At 40.9% G+C, this 22,010-nt stretch carries 20 protein-coding genes; 13 read left to right on the top strand and 7 right to left on the bottom strand.

All coding sequences use genetic code 11. From position 1 onward, the window contains the following. Window positions 1-44 precede the first annotated feature (44 nt). The 10 genes from rpmG (at window position 45) to KTO63_RS19255 (ending at window position 9,270) form a co-directional block, all read left to right on the top strand. Window positions 45-227 carry a 50S ribosomal protein L33 gene (rpmG, locus tag KTO63_RS19300; protein ID WP_217793395.1) on the top strand — a complete coding sequence of 61 codons (183 nt, stop codon included), beginning with the start codon at window positions 45-47 and terminating at the stop codon, window positions 225-227. A 36-nt stretch (window positions 228-263) separates the two neighbouring features. Beyond that, window positions 264-437 carry a DUF4295 domain-containing protein gene (locus tag KTO63_RS19295; RefSeq protein ID WP_217793393.1) on the top strand — a complete coding sequence of 58 codons (174 nt, stop codon included), beginning with the start codon at window positions 264-266 and terminating at the stop codon, window positions 435-437. An 83-nt stretch (window positions 438-520) separates the two neighbouring features. Continuing rightward, on the top strand, window positions 521-1,483 hold the full coding sequence (ftsY, locus tag KTO63_RS19290) for a signal recognition particle-docking protein FtsY (protein ID WP_217793391.1): 963 nt from the start codon (window positions 521-523) through the stop codon (window positions 1,481-1,483). A gap of 117 nt (window positions 1,484-1,600) precedes the next feature. Beyond that, complete coding sequence (locus tag KTO63_RS19285) at window positions 1,601-2,227, top strand: NAD(P)-dependent oxidoreductase (RefSeq protein ID WP_217793390.1); 627 nt, start codon at window positions 1,601-1,603, stop codon at window positions 2,225-2,227. Between the two features lie 185 nt (window positions 2,228-2,412). Continuing rightward, complete coding sequence (rimO, locus tag KTO63_RS19280) at window positions 2,413-3,723, top strand: 30S ribosomal protein S12 methylthiotransferase RimO (protein WP_217793389.1); 1,311 nt, start codon at window positions 2,413-2,415, stop codon at window positions 3,721-3,723. Window positions 3,724-4,578: 855 nt separating this feature from the next. Then, window positions 4,579-5,385 (top strand): helical backbone metal receptor, encoded by an 807-nt coding sequence (locus KTO63_RS19275; protein WP_217793388.1) that lies wholly within the window; start codon window positions 4,579-4,581, stop codon window positions 5,383-5,385. A gap of 2 nt (window positions 5,386-5,387) precedes the next feature. Then, the gene (locus KTO63_RS19270; protein WP_232373256.1) at window positions 5,388-6,500 is read left to right on the top strand and encodes a hypothetical protein; all 1,113 of its coding nucleotides are present in this window, start codon (window positions 5,388-5,390) and stop codon (window positions 6,498-6,500) included. A gap of 173 nt (window positions 6,501-6,673) precedes the next feature. Next, complete coding sequence (gene fbaA / locus KTO63_RS19265; protein ID WP_217793387.1) at window positions 6,674-7,741, top strand: class II fructose-bisphosphate aldolase; 1,068 nt, start codon at window positions 6,674-6,676, stop codon at window positions 7,739-7,741. A gap of 394 nt (window positions 7,742-8,135) precedes the next feature. Beyond that, window positions 8,136-8,699, top strand: coding sequence for a DUF4142 domain-containing protein (locus KTO63_RS19260; protein WP_217793386.1), 564 nt, complete (start codon window positions 8,136-8,138; stop codon window positions 8,697-8,699). A 157-nt stretch (window positions 8,700-8,856) separates the two neighbouring features. After that, on the top strand, window positions 8,857-9,270 hold the full coding sequence (locus tag KTO63_RS19255) for a response regulator (protein ID WP_217793385.1): 414 nt from the start codon (window positions 8,857-8,859) through the stop codon (window positions 9,268-9,270). A gap of 117 nt (window positions 9,271-9,387) precedes the next feature. Here KTO63_RS19255 and KTO63_RS19250 read toward each other — a convergent pair whose 3' ends face one another. Beyond that, entirely contained in the window at window positions 9,388-10,227 is an 840-nt protein-coding gene (locus tag KTO63_RS19250) for an AraC family transcriptional regulator (protein ID WP_217793383.1), read from the bottom strand. A 159-nt stretch (window positions 10,228-10,386) separates the two neighbouring features. On the opposite strand from KTO63_RS19250, the gene KTO63_RS19245 reads away from it, so the two are divergent. From KTO63_RS19245 to KTO63_RS19235, 3 genes are all read left to right on the top strand, one after another. Continuing rightward, on the top strand, window positions 10,387-11,862 hold the full coding sequence (locus KTO63_RS19245) for a xylulokinase (RefSeq protein WP_217793381.1): 1,476 nt from the start codon (window positions 10,387-10,389) through the stop codon (window positions 11,860-11,862). Between the two features lie 217 nt (window positions 11,863-12,079). Beyond that, window positions 12,080-13,411 (top strand): xylose isomerase, encoded by a 1,332-nt coding sequence (gene xylA, locus KTO63_RS19240; RefSeq protein ID WP_217793379.1) that lies wholly within the window; start codon window positions 12,080-12,082, stop codon window positions 13,409-13,411. Between the two features lie 137 nt (window positions 13,412-13,548). Further along, entirely contained in the window at window positions 13,549-14,964 is a 1,416-nt protein-coding gene (locus tag KTO63_RS19235; protein WP_232373255.1) for an MDR family MFS transporter, read from the top strand. A 170-nt stretch (window positions 14,965-15,134) separates the two neighbouring features. Here the strand turns inward: KTO63_RS19235 and KTO63_RS19230 are convergent, their stop codons facing one another. From KTO63_RS19230 to pflB, 6 genes are all read right to left on the bottom strand, one after another. After that, the gene (locus tag KTO63_RS19230) at window positions 15,135-16,724 is read right to left on the bottom strand and encodes a Na+/H+ antiporter (RefSeq protein WP_217793376.1); all 1,590 of its coding nucleotides are present in this window, start codon (window positions 16,722-16,724) and stop codon (window positions 15,135-15,137) included. 61 nt (window positions 16,725-16,785) lie between these two features. Then, on the bottom strand, window positions 16,786-17,640 hold the full coding sequence (locus KTO63_RS19225; RefSeq protein WP_217793374.1) for a pirin family protein: 855 nt from the start codon (window positions 17,638-17,640) through the stop codon (window positions 16,786-16,788). Between the two features lie 128 nt (window positions 17,641-17,768). After that, complete coding sequence (locus KTO63_RS19220) at window positions 17,769-18,185, bottom strand: OsmC family protein (protein WP_217793372.1); 417 nt, start codon at window positions 18,183-18,185, stop codon at window positions 17,769-17,771. Window positions 18,186-18,235: 50 nt separating this feature from the next. Beyond that, window positions 18,236-18,526 carry a GNAT family N-acetyltransferase gene (locus KTO63_RS19215; RefSeq protein ID WP_217793370.1) on the bottom strand — a complete coding sequence of 97 codons (291 nt, stop codon included), beginning with the start codon at window positions 18,524-18,526 and terminating at the stop codon, window positions 18,236-18,238. 262 nt (window positions 18,527-18,788) lie between these two features. Next, window positions 18,789-19,577 (bottom strand): pyruvate formate-lyase-activating protein, encoded by a 789-nt coding sequence (pflA, locus tag KTO63_RS19210; RefSeq protein ID WP_217793368.1) that lies wholly within the window; start codon window positions 19,575-19,577, stop codon window positions 18,789-18,791. Window positions 19,578-19,764: 187 nt separating this feature from the next. Continuing rightward, window positions 19,765-21,999 carry a formate C-acetyltransferase gene (gene pflB, locus KTO63_RS19205; RefSeq protein ID WP_217793366.1) on the bottom strand — a complete coding sequence of 745 codons (2,235 nt, stop codon included), beginning with the start codon at window positions 21,997-21,999 and terminating at the stop codon, window positions 19,765-19,767. Between the last annotated feature and the right edge of the window lie 11 nt (window positions 22,000-22,010).

Here is a 22,010-nt window from a genome sequence, read left to right as displayed (position 1 = left end):
TTACTACTCAAACCTATTGGTTTAATTAATAAATTTTTTATAAAATGGCAAAGAAAGGCAACAGAGTTCAGGTGATTTTGGAGTGTACTGAGCACAAAACAAGTGGTCAACCAGGTACGAGCCGCTACATCAGCACAAAGAATAAAAAGAATACTCCTGAACGTTTAGAGTTGAAAAAATTCAACCCTATTCTGAAAAAATACACTGTACACAAAGAAATTAAATAAGTAAATCCGAAAGGATAACTCATAAATTGATTCATTATGGCAAAAGCAGCTTCTAAGAACGCGAAGGTAAAAGATGCTAAAGCATCTGCTGAAGCGAAAAACTGGACTAAAGTTATTAAGGCGGTTCGTAGCCCGAAAACTGGTGCATACACTTTTAAAGAGCAAATCGTGCACAAGGATAAGGTGAAAGATTTTCTTGCCGGTAAATAATTTACAAGTAAAGAGATTTTTGTAAGAAGCTGTTCTGATGGTTTACAGGACGGCTTTTTCCGTTTTAACTAAATGCCTCAACTATGGGATTTTTCAATAAACTTTTTGGAAAAAAAGAAAAGGAAACATTAGATCAGGGACTTCAGCAAACCAAAGAAAACTTTCTTTCTAAAATAACGAAGGCTATAGCCGGTAAAAGTACCGTAGATGAGGAAGTGCTTGATAACCTCGAAGAAGCACTTGTTGGCGCAGACGTGGGAATAGATACGACAGTTCAAATCATAGAACGCATCGAAACCCGTGTAGCAAAGGATAAATACCTTAACACAACCGAACTCAATAATATTCTCCAGCAGGAAATCGAAGCCATGCTGGTAGACGCCCCAAGCGCAAATTCTTACGCATTCGATTCTGAATTACCCTCCAAGCCTTATGTAATCATGGTAGTGGGCGTGAACGGAGTAGGCAAAACCACCACAATAGGGAAACTCGCACATAATTTTAAAAAAGCAGGCAAAAACGTATTGCTTGGAGCAGCTGATACCTTCCGCGCTGCCGCTGTTGATCAATTGACCATCTGGAGTGAACGAGCCGGTGTTCCAATTGTTAAACAAGATATGGGATCTGATCCTGCAGCTGTTGCATTCGATACCGTGCAAAGCGGTGTGTCAAGAGGCAGCGATGTGATCCTGATCGATACAGCGGGCCGTTTGCACAACAAAGCCCACCTCATGGACGAGTTGAGTAAAATTCGCCGCGTAATGCAAAAGGTAATTCCTGATGCACCACACGAAGTGTTGCTGGTTCTCGATGGATCTACAGGACAGAATGCTCTGGAGCAGGCAAAACACTTTACTGCCGCTACAGATGTAACAGCACTTGCTATTACAAAACTCGACGGCACTGCAAAGGGCGGCGTAGTTTTAGCAATTGCTAATCAGTTCAAGATTCCTGTGAAATTTATCGGGGTCGGCGAAAAAATGGAAGACCTCCTTGTTTTCAACAAACACGAGTTTGTTGACTCTCTGTTTAACCTTGAAAAATAATTCAATTTGAAATTTGAAATTTGATATTTGAGATTGACACTCGAATATGAAATTTCTAATTTCAAATTTCAAATCTCAGATTTCTAGTCCTAATTTCGAATCTCAAATCATAGTGAAATGAAAGTAATGATTGTTGGTAAAAACATCGCAAGACAGCATTTGATAAATCAGTTAGTTGGAAAAAAGATAGATGTTAGGGTTTTTGGACGCCACGTATTGGAAAGCGTGACAAAGATTGACCACGTTGAACTTGTTACAGGATCTGTTTTCGCCGAAGTGGACATTCGCGAAGCTTTGAAAGGTGTTGACGCTGTGATTTCTATTATAGAGGCACGTAATGACGGTACAGATGTTACCCTGTCTTTAGGTACCAAGAAAATTGTTGCAGAAATGGAAGCAGCTGGCATCAAGCGCATCATTTCTTTAGGCACTACAGCAGTTTTGGATATCAGTGAAGAGGATCACGCATTGTTGGTAGATACAGATCTTTATCCTGAAACCCACAAATGCGAAGGTGATGAGCTGAAAAAAGCAATGGAAACATTGAAACATTCAAAACTTGATTGGACATTGGTTTGCCCTGCAGCTGTGAAGGAAGGTATCGTAACAGAACATTATCACATTACAAAAAACTACCCGGCCTGGGGTAAAGGAAAGATACTCGCCGGAGATCTTGCTGACTTTATTGTGAAAGAATTGGAACAGGGTGATTATGTGAAGAGCAGAGTGGGAATTTCAAATTAACTTGTAGGGGCGAATTGCATTCGCCCTGTGCAGTCTAAATAATTGCAAAGGCTCGGAGCGGTTTCGCTTTGAGCCTTTCCAATTATAGGATGTCCGAATAACATCTTAAAAAATCTTAACAATCATAAAAATCAGCGTTCCAGGTTTCCAATGCCACATTTTCAAATTACCTTTGCCGCTCAATTATGAAGACAAGAACGCTTAAGAAAGATAAGGTAAACATCATTACGTTGGGTTGCAGCAAAAACATGGTGGATAGCGAGGTGCTAAGTGGCCAGCTTGCTGCCAATGAAATTGATGTAGTGCATGAAAGTGCGAAACGTGATCATAATATCGTGATCGTGAATACCTGCGGTTTTATCGACAAAGCCAAAGAAGAATCCATCAACACGATCATTGAGCAGGTTTCATTGAAACAAAAAGGTAAACTGGACAAAGTATATGTTACAGGATGCCTTAGCCAGCGCTACCGCGACGATCTGGAATCTGAAATTCCGGAAGTGGACGCATGGTTCGGAACAATGGAACTGCCTCTTATTCTCAAGAAATTTGAAGCCGATTATAAAAGCGAATTGTTGGGAGAAAGACTGTTGGCCACGCCTCAACACTATGCATACCTGAAAATAGCAGAAGGCTGTAACCGTACCTGTGCGTTTTGCGCTATTCCCCTGATGCGTGGTACCCACGTGAGCAAATCCATCGAAGAGATTGTGGCTGAGGCGGAAAACCTGGTAAAACGTGGTGTGAAAGAAATCATGCTCATTGCTCAGGAGCTTACATACTACGGTTTGGATTTGTACAAGAAAAGAATGCTGGCCGATCTGCTGAACAAACTGGCTGATGTGAAGGGCCTTGAATGGATCCGTTTGCATTACGCTTACCCGCATAAATTCCCGATGGAAGTGCTTGATGTAATGCGCGAGCGCGACAATATTTGTAAATACCTCGACATGCCTTTGCAGCACGCTGCAGATAATATGCTGAAAGCAATGAAACGCCAGATCACCCGTCGTGAAATGGAAGAACTGATTGCTGCCATCCGCGAAAAAGTACCTGGCATTTGCTTGCGTACAACTTTGATCGCCGGTTTCCCAGGTGAAACACAGGATGATATAGAAGAATTGAAAGCGTTCTTGCAAGCACAGCGTTTTGATAGAGTCGGTATTTTCCCGTATTCCCATGAAGAAGGTACTTCTGCGTACGATTTTGTAGACGATGTTCCACAAGAGGAAAAGGAGAGAAGAGCGCAGGAGATCATGGAAGTGCAGCAAGAGATCAGCTACGAGAAAAACCAGGAAAAAGTGGGTAAGATTTTCAAAGTTTTGATCGATAAAAAAGAAGCAGGCCGCTACCTCGGCAGAACCGAATTCGACAGCGTAGAAGTTGATAATGAGGTAGTAATCAACAGCGACAAAAAATTGACCGTTGGTGAATTCGTGAATGTAAAAATCACGAAAGCGTATGATTATGACCTTGAAGGAGAAGTGGTTTTTTAGTTGAAAATTGAAAGTTGAAAGTTGAAAATGGATTTCTCTGGGTCGTTTTCTAATATATTGAAGCAGCACAATGGTGCTGCTTTTTTATTTGCAGAGAGGTTAGCGTAAAAAGCACATTTTCAACTTTCAATTTTCAATTTTCAATTCCGTGGGTACTTTTTTTTAACCCATCGAAATGCGCGCCAGGGGCTATTTCTACGTTTTTTGGGCGTCAACATTAAATAATCATTTTCAATTTTCAATTTCCCACTTTCAATTGTCTCCGTGGCTCGGTTTTTGTTGTAATACATTCTACCTTCTTTTATCTCTCAATCCATTTTTTTAGCCGTAAAACATATAGAGTTCGTAATAATACGATAGTTGTATTACGATAATTGTGTATTTACTGCACCACCCAAATTGAGCAGATGTGCTCTTGTGGGGGAGGCGGTGCGGTTGTATGTTTGCATTAGAAGTTGATTGATCACCAGATCAATAATATCCAAATCCAAGAGAAACCTACCGCTTAAAACACGGTAATTCCAATATCCAGTATCAGAAAAACCAAACAAAATCCAGTATCAATCAACTTTCTTTTTATCCAATTTTCTTTGAAACCATAAGTCCAAGTCCGTTAAAACCGAAAACCAAGATCCGAGAAAAACCAAAAAGTCCTAAGTCCGTAAAACCAGTAGAAGTTTTTTAAAGTCCAAAGTCCAAGTCCAGACTATCCGTCCCGAGAAACTAATCAAAATCCAGTAACCTCCTGCTAATTAAAGATTCTTTAGCAGGAGGAAACTAGCATCTTAGCCAGACCTCTAACAATTTCTTGCTGCCGTTTTTCAATAATGCGATAAATTGCCACAAATCATTTGAATGCATTTCTTCACGGATCAAACCGGCAATACTATTTCTCTCGCAAATCTTCCTAAACGAATCATTTCACTTGTTCCTTCTCAAACTGAATTACTCTATACTTTAGAGCTGAACGAAGAAGTCGTTGGCATCACAAAATTTTGTGTGCATCCCGAAATATGGTTCCACGCGAAAACCCGTGTCGGAGGAACGAAGGACGTGAAATTTGACATCATAGAACAATTGAATCCTGATCTTATTCTTGCCAACAAAGAAGAAAACGTAAAGGAGCAGATTGAATATTTGTCCGGGAAATTCTCTGTGTGGGTAAGCGATGTGGAAGACATGAAATCAGCTTGTGACATGATTTTGCAAATTGGTTCAATGACAGGAAAAGACGCCATCGCAAATGATTTGACAAATACTATTATCAAAGGATTTTCTGAATTGCATTCGCTTGTTCCTTCAACGAAAATTCCAGTCGGTTACTTGATTTGGAAAGATCCTCTCATGACGGTTGGCGGCGACACGTTTATCAACAATATGCTCGATGCATGTGGTTTTCAAAATGTATTCGCTTCGCAAAAAAGGTATCCTGAAATAACAGTAGAAGACATTCGAAATTCATCTTGCAAAGTTTTGTTTCTTTCTTCTGAACCATATCCTTTCAAACAAAAGCACATCGATGAGTTGCAAAAAGAATTGCCCGATGTTGTTATAAAACTCGTTGATGGCGAAATGTTCAGTTGGTACGGAAGCCGCATGCTGCTTGCGATTGACTATTTTGAGTGCCTTGTAAAAGAAGTTTCGTTAATTTGTAGTCATTGAGAATGATGAATCTACTATACGATCGAAATATAATACATTCACAAGAACCAGGTAAACCTTCTCGCAGGAAACAAATATATCCGGTGAATGATGAGTTGCGTGATTACCTGATAAGATGGGGAAGAGAAGTTTCGTTGCCTGTATCTTACGATGATCTTTTACATTTTCGTTTTTCCATTCCGCGACTTGATAAAGATGGCAACGACACGCATTGGGAAACTGTGAGCTACGATATGCGCGAATGGGAATACCTGCGTGAAGGTCTTGTAAAGATCTATGCCATTTTAAAAATAGAAGGGAATAACAGTTACAATGATCATCTTGATGTAGCAAGTATTGATTATTGCCCATTCGGAAATTCGCGTCCTTTCAGGATTCGCATCATTAATCGATTTAACGACAATTGTGACCACTATTACATAAAGCAGGCTGATGCGTCGCGTATTTATGGTTTGGAGCTTGAACACATACTTTCTTCCAATCGTATGCTCTTTTTTACGAACTACAATACTTTGGTAGAACAGCATATTCCGGGTATTCCTGGTGACATATTTATAGAAAAAGAATTAAATGACGAGCATACAAACAAGGTGCGTTTTGCAAAGGAGTTTGTAAAGTTCAATGAGCATTGCTTTATCCGGCTGTTGGGCGATATGCGTAGTTATAATTTCGTGGTGAATGTAACACCGGATATTGAAGGCTATCATTATAAGATACAGGCCATAGATTTTGACCAGCAATCTTATGAAGGGCGCAAAAACATATATTTGCCGCAATTTTTTAAAGACAATTACGAGCTTGTAAAACTTTGCCTTTCTCACCTAAACAAAGAGTCTATAGAACAATACCAGGCTGAAGAAAGAACGTTGATGACCTTCCGGTTGGTGTCTTCAAAATTGCGTATGCAATCGATTATGAACATCATGGTGAAGGACAACATAGCCCCACCCGAAAAGGTAAACCAGCTCAAAACAGAACTTGCAGAATTTTATAATCAGCCGCGATTTTTGAAATGCACCACAATGGGCGCAGTATTAAAACTGCAAATGAAACAAAAGCTAATCAAAAATCTACAGCAGATCCCCAAGGATAAACGTCATTTTGTTTTTAGATAAGAGCGCTGTTTATTTTAGCTGATAATGAATTGCCGGAGGTGTGATAATAATCATTATCAGGCCTTTGAAACAGAATTTAAATCTCTGTGATCAATTAAATACTTTCTTATCTTAGCGGGCCGATAAATTTTGACCAAACTCAATTGTATAAAACGAAAAAACACAATTTTTAGATGAAAAAGTATAGAGCCGGGGTTCTATTTGGCGACGAACTGGAAGCATTGTACAATGATGCTAAAGATAACCAGTTTGCTATTCCAGCAGTAAACGTAATTGGAACAGACAGTATCAATGCTGTTTTGGAAACTGCTGCCAAAGTAAATTCCCCAGTAATTATTCAGTTTAGCAATGGTGGCGCTCAATTCTTTGCGGGAAAGGGAATGCCAAATGATAATCTGCAAGCAAACATTGCCGGTGCTATTTCCGGAGCGCTGCACGTACACAGCGTAGCAAAATACTACGGTGTTCCTGTAGTGTTGCACACTGACCACGCGGCAAAAAAATGGTTGCCCTGGATCAGTGGTTTGCTGGATGCCGGTGAACAATTTTATAAAGAGAAAGGTCAGCCTTTGTTTAGCTCTCACATGCTTGATCTTTCTGAAGAGCCTTTAGAAGAAAACATTCACACATCTGTTGAATTCTTTAAACGCATGGCTCCACTTGGAATGAGCATCGAGATCGAACTTGGTGTTACCGGTGGTGAAGAAGATGGCGTTGACAACAGCGGTGTTGAAAATGATAAATTATATACTCAACCAGAGCACGTTGCTTACTCTTACACTGAGTTGAGCAAAGTAGGTAAACTGTTTACAGTGGCTGCAGCTTTTGGTAACGTACACGGTGTGTACAGCCCGGGCAACGTAGAATTGCGTCCTGTAATTCTTAACAACAGCCAGGTGTACATTGAGAAAGAATTGAAAACAGGTCCAAAACCTGTATACTTTGTATTCCACGGTGGTAGCGGTTCTCCTCAACACCAGATCCGCGAAGCTATTGGTTACGGTGCCATCAAAATGAACATCGATACCGATATGCAGTGGGCAATGTGGGAAGGCGTATTGAACTTCTACAAAAAGAATGAAGCTTATTTGCAAGGTCAATTAGGAAATCCTGAAGGCGCTGATAAGCCAAACAAAAAATTCTACGATCCACGCGTATGGCTTCGCAAGGGCCAGGAAAGTTTTATCAAACGCCTGGAAGTAGCATTTACCGATTTGAACTGTATAAACAGAAATGCATAAAAAGAAAGGTCCCGCGAAATGCGGGATTTTTTGTTTTTAGAAGGCACACGGATGACACGGATTGGACGGATTTACACGGATTTTTTTTGACGCACACAGATGACACTGATTAAGCAGATTATCACGGATTTTGTCTAGGCGTCAATCTGCAAACTTTTTGTTCGTCATTCAATATTCGGCTAGTCAGCTTTGTAAAAGATCCGTGTAAATCAGTCCAATCCGTGTCATCCGTGTGCCATCAAAATCAGCGCCCATCAGCTCAATCACCGTCACCTGCGTGCTCACTTGTGCAGAATATTATCCTCAAATTGTTGCTTTATCCTCATAATTACCAAAGGCTTAGTATTTGATGCTTAGGTAGTACAATATTTTTTGTAAACCTAAAAGTCACATTATGAAACGGATTGTTTTTGCTTCATGCCTTGCCCTTGCTTCTTATATGATGGTATCATGCAACAGTGGTACAACTACTGAAAATAAAGACGCTGTAGACAGCGCCAAAGCTGTAAATAAAGAACAAAAGCCTGTAGATAAATCAGTTTCCGACTTCGCGGTGAAAGCCACCAGCGGTGGAATTATGGAAGTGGAGCTTGGAAAAATTGCGGCGCAAAAAGCTGTGAACCCAAGAGTGAAAGCCTTTGGTCAAATGATGGTGGATGATCACTCAAAAGCAAATGATGATCTTAAGAGTCGTGCTGCAATGGAAAATATTACTTTGCCATCTAACATGAGTGATGATCAACAAAAAATGGTAGACAACGTAAACAAGAAAACAGGTAAAGATTTTGATAAAGAGTATATGGACATGATGTTGAATGGTCACAAGGATGTACTTGATATGTTTCAAAAAGCATCTGCCGATCTTTCTGATTCAACTATCAAAGAGTTTGCTACCAACACAATTCCTGCAATACAAAAGCATTTGGATTCTGCTAGAGCAATTACAGGGAAGAAATAATTAGATAATTTGAGGATTTGAAAATTTGAAAATTCTTTTTGTGAAAGATTCATTGCCTAATTTAGCCAGATCGTTTTGCAAGAATGAATAGACAAATTAGAGAGATGCGCATTTCATTTTCAAATTTTCAAATCTTCAAATTTTCAAATTACACAGCATGACGCAGGCAAAAATTTTACTGGTGGATGATGATCTGGAGGACCGCTTTTTGATTGAGGATTCATTCAAAGAGATCGGAGTGAGTGATATTTTGCACTTTGAAGAGAACGGCGAAAACGCGTTGAATTACCTGGAACAAAGCTTTTACCGTGACTCTCTGCCATGCCTCATCATACTTGATCTTAACATGCCGAAGATGAATGGAACACAGATTCTTCGTTTTTTAAAAGGCAACGACAAGTTCATCAATATACCTGTTATCATTTTTTCTACTTCATTAAACGCAATAGAGAAAGAAGAATGTCTTCGCCTTGGCGCTTACTCATACGTGATCAAACCTGTGTTCTACAAGGATTCTATCGATACTGCAAGAATGTTTTATGATTTGTCGCAGCAGTTTAGCATTTCCTAAATTGAAAATTTATTGAATTGAAAATTGAAAGTTGAAAACTGAAAATGATTAGTATAGTTGATGGCTGTTTTTTTAAAGGCGACCACTTTCAATTTTCAATTTTCAATTCTCCATTAATCAATAGCTCTTTCTGAATTTCCCCGGCGTCATTCCCTTTCTTCTTAAAAATTGCCGGTTGAAATTGGCGATTGTTTCAAAGCCGCTTTCATAGCAAATATCAAGAATGCTCATTTGCGTAGACAGCAACAATTTACATGCATAGCCAATTCGAATTTCATGCACAAAATCGAGGTATGTTTTGCGGGTTCTTTTTTTAAAATAGGAACAAAATGCAGGTACACTCATGTTGGCAATATTTGCGATCACAGTTAGCTCAATTGGTGATTTGAAATTAGCCATTGTGTACTGGAAAATATTATCAATGCGCTTTTGTTCGTGCGGATTAAGCGCTTTGATTTGCTGCGTGGAAACAAGTGTGTAATCTTTTGTCTCGGCCAGTATTTGTAAACATTCACAAAGGCGAACAATTTTACTGAAGCCGCTCTCAGACTCCAGTGCCTTGATGTAAGGTTTGAGTACTGCCTTTGTTTCGCCCATTATCTTCATGCCGTGTGCGGATGTTGCAAGTAACTTTTTTACAGATTTGCTTTCCGGTAGATTTAGAAAATCCTGTCCCCAAAAATCGTCTCTGAAATGTATCACGACCGCACTGGTAATAAGATCTTCCGTGCTTTTCTGAAAGGTGTGAGGCAAGTTGGAGCCAAGAAAGAAAATATCATCTACTTCAAATTCGTCTACGGCGTTTCCCACAAAGCTTAATCCACCACCTTCCGTAAAAAGAATCAGCTCAAACTCAATATGCTGGTGCCATGGAACTTCAAACAGGGGAGTCCTGTGCGTTCTTGCGACGAACGAAGAATCTACTGCGAGGGGCAATTTCTCAATAAAAGTCTTCATAATACAATATTACGGTTTATCGTGCTCAAAAAATGCTGATTTGATTAATATTGTATAAGTTTTGATTAATAAAATAGCAGTTTTAAATTCGGAGGGTTTATAATTTCGAGTCAAGATTGACAGATTGAATTACTGAATAATTGAATAACTGATTGCCATATGCTATTATTAGGAATAGACGTAGGAACTTCTTCCATTAAAGTATCTGTTGTAGACGCATCTACAAGAAAAAGCATTGTTTCGGCGCAGTATCCCGAAACAGAATCTGCGATTAACTCCGTAAAACCGGGCTGGGCAGAACAAGAGCCGGAGATGTGGTGGGAACACGTACAACAGGCCATTCTAAAAGCAAACGCAACCAAAAAATACGATCCGAAGGAAATAGGGGCCATAGGTATCGCATACCAAATGCACGGTTTGGTATTGGTAAATAAACAACAGCAGGTGCTTCGTCAATCCATTATCTGGTGCGATAGCCGAGCAGTTGAAATTGGGGACAAGGCTTTCGCCGCAATCGGCGAAGCAAAAAGCCTGAGCCATTTATTGAATTCTCCCGGCAACTTCACTGCATCAAAACTTGCATGGGTAAAAGCAAATGAGCCTGCCGTGTACAGCGAAGTTGACAAAGCAATGTTGCCAGGTGATTTCATTGCCATGAAATTAACAGGTGATATTACTACAAGCATATCTGCATTGTCAGAAGGTATTTTCTGGGACTTTAAGGAAAACAAACTGTCTGACGACGTTTTTAATTACTACGGTTTTAGCAAAGACGTGATTCCTGCAATTAACCCTGTTTTTTCTGAACATGGAAAACTGCAGGCATCCGTTGCGCACATTCTCTCATTGAAAGAAGGTATTCCCGTAACATACAAAGCCGGTGATCAGCCAAACAATGCATTGTCGTTGAACGTGCTGGAACCTGGCGAAGTAGCAGCAACAGCAGGTACTTCGGGTGTTATCTACGGTGTGAGCGATGAATTGACTTACGATAAGCAATCCCGCGTAAATACATTTGCGCATGTGAATCACCGTGAGGATGAACAACGCCTTGGTGTGTTGCTTTGCATTAATGGAACAGGCATTCTGAACCGTTGGGTTAAAAATACATTTACGCCTGCGATCTCCTATTCGCAAATGAATGATTCGCACAGGAAGGCTCCTGCAGGTAGTGACGGCCTGCGTGTATTGCCTTTTGGAAACGGAGCGGAGAGAATGCTGAACAACAAAATAGTAGGTGCTCATTTTCATAATATCGATTTGAATCTGCATTCGCAGGAACATGTGCAACGTGCATCGCAGGAGGGTATTGCTTTTGCGTTTCGTTATGGTTTGGATATCATGCGTGAAAATGGCATGAACCCGCAAGTGATACGTGCAGGTAAAGCAAATCTTTTTTTAAGCGATCTTTTTGCAAAATCATTTGTAAATGCAACAGGCGTTCCTGTTGAGTTGTACGAGTGTGATGGAAGCGTGGGCGCTGCAATTGGTGCTGGTATTGGTGTTGGCGCATACAGCACACCTAAAGAAGCATTTGCTGACGAGAAGCCTTTGCAACTGATCGAACCTACGGAGACGAAGACATTCGACGAGTTCTATTTTGATTGGAAACAGTTGCTACAGAAGTTTATTTGAAAAGAGAACGAACGCAGATTTTCAAGATTGTCATGATTTGTATGATTTTGAAATTGTCTCAATTGTTCTTAATAACCACATAAAATCTGAGCTCAAAATTGGATAGGCAAAAACGTTGATTGTTCGATACGATGATTAATTATGTTTTTAAAAAATCATAACAAATCATGAAAATCATGACAATCTGCGTTCCATAAATAAAAAACAAACAAACGATATGTCAAAGATTGTAACTGGCTCGAAAGAGTTCTTTAAAGGAGTAGGACAAATTAAATTTGAAGGTCCTCAAACTGACAACCCGCTTGCTTTTCGCTGGTATGATGAAAACCGTGTGATCGGCGGAAAAACAATGAAAGAATATTTGCGCTTTGCAGGTGCTTACTGGCACTCTTTCTGCGCAACTGGTAGCGATCCATTTGGCGGTGGAACCATCGTTCACGAGTGGGACGCAAAAGCTGATGCTGTTGAAAGAGCGAAAGACAAGATGGACGCAGCTTTCGAGTTTCTTACAAAAATGAATCTTCCTTACTACTGCTTCCATGATACGGATGTTGTAGACTATACTGACAATGTAGCTGACAACGAAAAACGTTTAGCTGCATTGGTGGAATATGCAAAACAAAAACAAGCTGACAGCGGCGTTAAACTTTTGTGGGGTACTGCAAATGTATTCTCACACAAAAGATATATGAACGGCGCATCTACCAATCCTGATTTTCATGTGTTGTCACACGCTGGCGCACAAGTGAAAGCCGCAATCGATGCAACCATTGCATTGAAAGGTGAGAACTATGTGTTCTGGGGTGGTCGTGAAGGCTACATGAGTTTGTTGAACACAAACATGAAACGTGAGAAAGAACATTTTGCACGCTTCCTGCATACAGCAAAAGATTACGCAAGGAAGAACGGTTTCACAGGAACGTTCTTCATCGAGCCTAAGCCTTGCGAACCAACTAAACACCAATATGATTACGATAGCGAAACTGTAATTGGTTTCTTGCGTCAGTACGATCTGTTGAATGATTTCAAACTGAACATTGAAGTAAACCACGCAACATTGGCTGGTCATACATTCCAACACGAACTACAAGTGGCTGCAGATGCGGGCATGTTGGGTAGTATCGACGCAAACCGTGGTGATTATCAAAATGGTTGGGATACTGACCAGTTTCCTAACAACCTGAATGAAATGGCTGAAGCAATGCTTGTAATTGTTGAAGCTGGTGGATTCCAGGGTGGTGGTATCAACTTCGATGCGAAGATCCGCAGAAACTCTACTGACATCGATGATATCTTCCACGCACACGTTGGCGGTATGGACAACTTTGCAAGAGCGTTGATCATTGCTGATAATATCCTTAACAAATCTGACTACAAAAAATTGCGTACTGAGCGTTATGCATCTTTTGATGGCGGCAAAGGAAAAGAATACGAACAAGGCAAACTTTCTCTCGAAGATCTTCGCGCCTATGCAATTGAAAACGGCGAACCTGCTACTAAGAGTGGTAAACAAGAATACTTCGAAAATCTTGTGAACAGGTTCATTTAATTAGTGTTTTGTAAGCAAGCATATATTCGACTACCGTGCGAGGCCAAAAGCCTCGCATTTTTTTTGCTATAACTGACCACCGGAACCTGCCCTTCGCTGGAACAATTTTTTAGCAAATCTGTTACAACATATAGCTTTTGAAAAATAAAACACTCATACTCATTACGCTCATGTGCGGAACGTTCATGGCAGCGATTGACGCCAGCATCGTGAATGTATCATTGCCTGTAATGCGTGCTGAGTTTGATGTACGGGTAGATGAAATAGAATGGGTGATCACTTCTTACATGGTTGCGTTTTCATTGTTCATTCCATTGATCAATTGGGTAAAAAACAGGATCGGCTACTACAATTTGTATTTGTTAAGTGTGGCAATATTTACACTCGGTTCATTGCTGTGTAGCCTCGCCGTTGATTTGCCGATGCTGGTAATCGCAAGAGTAATACAAGCCATTGGCGGCGGTGCAATTAGTCCCACATCGTTAGCAATTGTATCAGAAACATTTCCCAAAGAGGAAAGAGGAAGTGCCATTGGTTGGTGGGGGCTTGGAAATGTGATGGGGCCTGCGCTTGGACCAACACTAGGAGGCGTGTTGACGCAATATCTTGGCTGGCCGTCTATCTTTTACGTAAACATTCCCGTAGGTATTGTTACCATATTGCTAACAATAAAGCATCTAAATTTTTTAAAGAAACAACCACGGTATAAGTATGGATTCGATATAAAAGGCTTTGCTTTTTTCGGGCTTTTCATTATTGCCATACAGTATGCCATTGCAGGCATCGCGAAATACGATCCGCTTTCGTGGCATGTGTTGGTTGGTTTTGGTGTTTCTATTTTGTCATTGGCCCTGTTCATACGTTCTGCACGAAGACCTGCTCCGTTATTGGATTTATCGGTGTTTAGATCCGGCGTGTTTTTAAATAGTATTGTTATTGTCGCAATACGATCTATTGCATTGTATGGAGGCTTGTTTTTTCTTCCGTTTTTATTGCAAGGCTTGTTGGGCTTTTCGGAATTTCAGTCTGCCATGCTTATGCTGCCGAATGCACTTGTTATGATTATTGTAAGACCCTTTGCAGGAAGGTATGCAGATAAAGGCGCCGTGAGAAATATATCCGCAGCAGGAATAATACTTGTGTCTATCTCTATGTTGTTGTTCTCCCGCATCAATGTTGGTTCAGGTATATGGTTGATCATCGTCGCAATGGTAGTGCGTGGAGTGGGTATGGGAATATTGGTAGCGCCTGTTTCCACGGCTTTGTTGAATGCCGTAAGTGAGGCTCAAACCGCAACAGCCACTTCGTTAAATAGTTTAGTACAGCAGGTGGGCGGCTCTATCGGAATTGCGATCAGTGGAGTAGTGCATCAATATATTTACAACTATTATCTCGATAAAAATGACGTTATCATTATAGCAGAGCACTTTGCGCTGCAAGATGGTTTTGTAATTGCGGCAATCATTATTGCGCTTGCACTTGTTCCTGCATTTAAGTTACCTGCAAAGACGTATGTACGACCTAAAGTGGAAGCGGAAGTCGCGCTGAAGTAAATTCCATTAGCACACGAATGATACTGATTAGACTGATTTGCACTGATCTTTTTCGACTAGCTGAAGTCTTGATTGCGCTTTCTATAATTCAATTGAAATGCAGAAAGCCGTTACAATTGTTTTGAAGCTTGCACTATAAGCGTTAAGCCTTCAGCGTTTGGCGTTCGCCCTCATTTGTGCAATCGCGCTTCTTCCAAATCCAGTTCTAATTCTTTCTTGCGTATCAACTCATCAGGAAAGCTATTGTTGTGGCGCATTTTGTTGAGTTCATTTCTTTTGATGGCAACAAGATCAATTAGCATTTGTCTGTATTTGGGAAGAAATGCAGGAGCCTCTGCTGCATTCGTTTCCATGTTAAGACGCTTGCCTGCTATATCTATCATGCGGGCATAACGTTCCTTCACTCGAATATAGGCATCGTTGTCTGCAAGTTCTGAATAGTGGCTATCCATGTGCTCAAGCGAAGCTTCTGCCAATCGTAGACGTACAGCCAGTTCCAGTTGCGATTCATCTTCTTCAGAATGTACTTTCAATATTTTGATCAACCAGGGAAGTGTTAAGCCCTGAAACACCAATGTCACAAGGATCAGGATAAATGTGATAAACAAAATAAGATCGCGATGGGGGAAAGGCGTTTTATCAGATAATGTTAAGGGAATTGCCAATCCTGATGCGAGCGACACCACACCCCGCATTCCGCTCCAACCCACTATCAACACATTTTGCCATGTTGGTTTAGGCTCAGTTGTTCTGATCTTTTTACTTAAAAGCCTTGGTATGTATGTGTTTGGAAATATCCACGCTATTCTGATAACGATCACCAGCAGAGTAATCAACAATGCATAACCAATGGAAGCAATGATGGAGTATTCCTGGATACCATTGATAATGCTGCGCAGTTGCAGGCCAATCAGAATAAATACAACACCATTCAGCATAAAAACAACTGTATCCCAAACATGCTGCATTTGTAATCTCGAGCTGTATGAAAAAATATCTTGTGATCTGTAAGTAAGAAATAAACCGCCGCTTACCACAGCTAACACACCTGAACTATGAAAATGCTCCGCCGCGATGTACATGATATAAGGTGTCATCAAACTTACAGCTGTATCAATGCTTGGCGTGGTGGGTAAGTAGCGGTGTATCGAGTAAATGACAAAGCCAATGGCAATACCGATTAATACACCTAATGCAACAACGTATAAAAAGTTGGCCTCAGCTTTCCAGATGTTGAAGTTGCCAATAAGAATAGCGGCTAGCGCAAAGCGAAATACGATCAAACTCGCTGCATCATTTACCAGGCTTTCTCCTTCAAGTATGGTAACAATTCGTTTGGGTAGTTTTAATTCTTGCATTACTGTTGTTGCGGCAACAGCGTCTGGTGGTGAAATGATGCCGCCCAATAAAAAGCCAAATGCCAATCCGAAATTTGGAATGATATAAGATGAAAAGAATGCAACACCACAGGCCGTCGTGATTACCAAACCAAAGGCCAGCAACGAAATGGGCCTTTTCCATTTCCAGAAATCTTTCCAGGATGTGTTCCATGCAGCAGCATATAACAATGGTGGAAGGAATATCAGAAATACGAGGTCCGGCTGTAATTGTATATCAGGAATGCCGGGAATAATGCTGATGAAAAGTCCCGACACAACAAGAAATATAGGATAAGAAATGCGCAGCTTGTCGCTAAGCATCGCCAGCATGGAAACGCCAAGTAATAGAGATATTATAAGGAGGATGTTGTCCTGGATCATGCGTGAAATTAGGAATTAGAAATTAGGAATTAGGAATAAGGTGGGGCACCGAGTCTATCAACTAGTAATCAAGCGTTCCAAACTTTCCATCGGCGTAATCTTGTTCCGCTTGCAGAACTTCTTCTTCGGTGTTCATTACGATATTTCCTTTGGCGGCAACGGGCTCGTTGATTGGCTCGGCAGATAGAAAAATGATCTTGCAGTCAGCTTCAGTTGCTATTTGAATGTCTGTGTTATCTTTTTCAAAGATGATCAGCTCGTGCGATTTTACATGACTGCCATTCACATTTGCTGCACCCTTTAAAAAATATAACAAGGTCCAGTAACCCTCTTTGGCAGCGAGTTTCATCGTTTTGCCATTTGCTATGCTTCCAAAAAGAGAAACGATAGGAGTGAATGATTGCAACGGTCCGCTGAAATTTCCATATTCACCACTGGCTAGTTTTAAGTTGATGCCTTCTTCGTTAAAGAGCGATGGCATTTGGCTTGCGGAGACTTGTTGATAGTTGGGCGCTTCCCATTTGTGCGCCTTAGGTACATTTATCCAAAGCTGAATGAATTCATAGTTACCACCCTTTTCAAGAAATTCTTTTGTTGGCCCTTCGCTATGTAATAATCCACTTCCTGCAAACATCCATTGCACATCTCCTGCATTGATAACACCTTCATTGCCCTGGTTGTCTTTATGGTATCCTGAACCCTGAAACATAAACGTTACCGGTGCAAACCCTCTGTGCGGATGCGGATGTACACGTTCCGCAGGAGAGTGTGGTGAATACTGATGCTCCGGCAAATGATGCAAAACAATAAATGGGTTCGCAAAACGGAAATCCTTATGTGGTAAAGGTTGTAAAATAGTTTCTTCGCCTATGCTTTTTTCTCTTCCTTCTAATATGTGATCGATCTTTTTCTCCATACAAAAATAATTTGGCAGCGGTTTAAGTCAAAAGTCAAAACCTTATATCCACCCTTCTCACTCCCTATACGTTAGGTTGCAACCCATTTTTTACTTTTTACTTTTCACTTTTGACTTTAAATGAATTCCTACGCAAGCATCGTGATAATGTCATTCGGTTTTTTTAACAGCCTGTGAACAGGACAAGCATCTGCAATCTCCATCAAACGCTGGCGCTGTTCGTCGGTAAGATCACCGCTGAATGAAAGCTCTACATAAAATGTGTTGTTACCCGATGGCAATGCCTTGCCTGATACAAGATTAACCTTGGCATGTATCTTCTGAAGATTCCAGCCTTTGCGATTGGCGTACATACGCAGGGTAATAACAGTGCAGGATGCGAGCGACATGCAGATATAATCTCCGGGAGCAGGGCCAAGGTCAAGGCCTCCTTTTTCCGTAAGTTCATCTGCTATAAGACTGTGGCCGTTTACATTTAGGTTGATCGTATACAGCTCACCGTTATTTTCGGCTTCAGCCGTGGCAATAATATTTGTTGGCAACACGATGGGTGGTTTTTGTTTTAAGGAATATTGGTGACAGAAATTATGCCGGATTATTTTTTCCAGACATCATTGTACAGATCAGGGTGTCGTTGAAATTGCGCATGAACGTATGGGCACAATGGAATAACTTTCAACTGGTGCTGTCGTGCATAGTTCACCATTGTTTCCAGCAGCTTTTTGGCAATGCCTTTGCCTTCTGCTTCCGGTTTTACTTCAGTGTGGTATACAGCCATATCATGTCCGTTAATGCCAATTTCCATTTCGCCTATTTGTTGATCATTTTCCTCGTAAAAAAAAGCGCCGCGGTTTCTGTCGTTTAACTGAAGTGTGATGTTGTCCATGGTTACAATTTGAAGAATTATTGATCAAATTTAATCAACGAAGCTTATGTTACAAAGAATGCACACAGATGACACGGATTGGACGGATTTACACGGATTTTTTCGAGTATTTAGTAAGACCGGATTTGGTGAAGTATCTAAACTAAAAAAGTCCCTCACTTGGGGACTTTACTTTTTCAAGTAGGCAATATATCGATAGAAGATCAGTGAAAATCAGTCAAATCCCTGCCCGTCCGATCAGGCGGGAGTGTCATCTGTGCGCTCACTTCAAACGCACGTCAGCGAAATATTTTTGAAAAGTGTGTAACACTCTTTCTTTGATCTCAGTAGAAGGAGTTGTGACGTCTGTTAATTGATAAGGCAGTCCCATCATACGCCATTTGTGCATACCCAGTTGATGGTAAGGAAGAATTTCAACACGGTCCACACTTTTGTAACCTGTAAATTGGCGGGCCCATTTTTCAACAAATTCCGGTTGGTCGTTCCAGCCCGGTACCAGTACGTAACGCAGCCACATTTTTTGCTGAACGCTTTCGCAATATTCTGCAACCTTTAAAGTAGGCTTGTTCGAAACACCGCATAGTTTGTGGTGCCAGTCGTCATCAATATGTTTTACGTCAAGAAGAATCAGGTCTGTATGATGCAGTAGTTCTTTAACATCATTATCAAGCAATCTGCCATTGGAATCAAGGCAGGTGTTGATGCCATTGTCGTGAAGTTTTTTAAAGAAGGTGATCAATTTTGACCTTTGCAACAGCGGCTCGCCTCCGGAAACAGTGACGCCTCCTTTGTGACCAAAATAATCTTTTTGATTGATGGCACGTGTTACCAATTCATCGATGGAAACCATTGTGCCGCCATTCACATCCAGCGTATCTACATTTTGACAATACAGACACCGAAACTGGCAACCCTGCACAAAGATCACCATTCTAACACCAGGACCATCGTGCGTTCCAAATGTTTCAAGCGAATGAATGCGAAGATCATTCGGATGCAGAGTGTTTAACGTATCCTGCTCGGTGTCCTGGAGTGGAAAATAGAGGGCCATGGCGACTGAATTATTGAATGACTGAATAACTGAAGCATTAATTGAAAATTGAAAGTTGAAAGTTGAAAATGAAGTTGTTGGTTGTGCGACACTCCATGTTCTTTAGCGGACAATGAATGCCTAATTTCCCTAAACAAATTTTAACCTAAGGCATTTTCAATTTTCAACTTTCAATTTTCAATTAAAACTACATGCTTTCATGGAATGTTCTCGCGATCACTTCCAGTTGGTGTGCTTTTGACAACCGAACAAAATTAACCGCATATCCTGAAACACGTATTGTTAACTGAGGATATTGTTCCGGATGATTATAGGCATCCATTAATGTTTCCCGATTAAGCACGTTTACATTGAGGTGATGTGCACCATGACCAAAATATCCATTCAAAGTAGCAACAAGGTTTTCAACCTGTTCTTCTTTTGTGGAACCCAATGATTTAGGGATCATTGAGAAGGTATTGGAAATGCCGTCCTGCGCATCTTCATAACTAAGTTTGCTAACTGAGTTCAAAGAAGCGATTGCTCCTGTGCAATCTCTTCCGTGCATTGGATTTGCGCCGGGAGCAAATGATTCACCTGCTTTACGTCCGTCTGGAGTTGCCCCAGTGTTTTTGCCATACATTACATTGGATGTAATGGTTAGCAATGACAATGTAGGTACTGCGTTTTTGTATGTTTGATGTTTGCGCAGTTCCCCGATAAAGAAAGAAGTGATCTCTTTCGCAATATTATCAACACGATCATCATCGTTACCATATTTAGGGAAATCGCCCTCGATGTTGAAATCGACAGTCAGTCCTTTGCTATTGCGAACAGGAGTGACTTTTGCATATTTAATAGCGCTCAGTGAATCTGCAATGATTGAAATGCCCGCTGCACCGTAAGCAATGTCAACGCCCGGATCTGTATCTATCAAAGCCATTTGCGCCCTTTCGTAATAATATTTATCATGCATGTAATGAATAATAAACATTGATTTTGCATACACTCTCGCCAATTCGCTCAAAGCAAATTTGAATTGTTGCAACACGAGGTCGTAGCTTAAAGCGCCTTCGGGTATTGCAGGAACGCCGCTAATGATTTGAATGCCTTTTTCTTCTTCGCGTCCTTCGTTTAGTGCCAGCAACAATGTTTTTGGCATGTTTGCCCTTGCACCAAAGTGCTGAATGCGTTTGCCGATTGGTTGGTAAGAAACGCAGCACGCGATGCCATAATCATCAGATCCGCGAACGCATCTCATTACATCATCATTTTCATATTGTAATGAGGAAGTATCAATAGAAACCTGTGCGCAGAAGCTTTTGAATTCTTCAGGCAAATCATTTGACCAAAGCACTGTAAGGTTTGGCTCAGGTGCAGGCCCTAAATTGTACAATGTTTGCAAAAAGCGGAAAGATGTTTTGGTAACTTTTGTACGACCATCGTGGAATTGTCCGCCAATAGATTCTGTTACCCATGTAGGATCACCGCCAAATATTTCATCGTAAGATGCAGGTCTTAAGTGGCGAACCAGGCGAAGCTTCATTACAAACTGGTCGATCATTTCCTGAGCTTCTTCTTCTGTGATAATGCCCGCTTCAAGGTCGCGTTCAATGTAAATATCAAAGAAAGAAGATACGTTACCAAGAGACATTGCGGCACCATCTTGTTCTTTGATGGCTGCTAAATAACCAATGTATGTCCATTGTATCGCTTCCTGTGCAGTTTCGGCAGGGCGTGTTACGTCAATGCCATACCCTTTCGCCATCACTATCATATCTTTCAATGCATTGATCTGCAAAGAAAGCTCTTCACGCAGGCGAACTTTATGCTCAGTCAGTTCTCCTGAAACATTGGCATAGTCAAATTTTTTTGCTTCAATAAGTACATTGGCCCCATAGAGTGCCATTCGGCGGAAGTCGCCAATGATGCGGCCCCTGGCGTAGTTGTCGGGCAAACCTGTTAACACGTGATTGGAGCGGTATGCTCTGATTTCGCTATCATAAGCATCAAACACTGCCTGGTTGTGGTTTCTTGCATAGTTAAAAATATCAACCACGCGTTCAGAAACTTTTAAACCTCTTTCTTCCACCGCAGACTGTACCAGTTTGATGCCGCCAAAAGGTTTCATGGCACGCATCAACAGAAGTTCAGTTTGCAAACCAACAATCACTTCGTCATCTTTTTTTATATAGCCAGGGCCAAACGCCGTTATATTTGAAACCACTTCTGTATTGATCGAACGACAGCCGTTGTTAATTCTTTCTTCGTTCAAAGCTACTTTAGCTGCGCTCCATACTCGAAGCGTTTTCTTGCTGGGGCCTTGCAGAAAAGTGGCTCCTCCTTCATACGGAGTAATATTGTTTTTTACAAAGTCTGCAGGATCAATGTTTTTGTTCCATGCTCCTTTTTTAAACTCTCTTAAAGAAAGGTCTGTGTTCATAATAATACTGT

The sequence above is a fragment of the Pinibacter aurantiacus genome, from assembly GCF_019130065.1.
GTDB lineage: Bacteria > Bacteroidota > Bacteroidia > Chitinophagales > Chitinophagaceae > Pinibacter > Pinibacter aurantiacus.
Note: the sequence above shows the minus strand (reverse complement) of the source record. Positions and strands in the feature narration are given on the sequence as shown.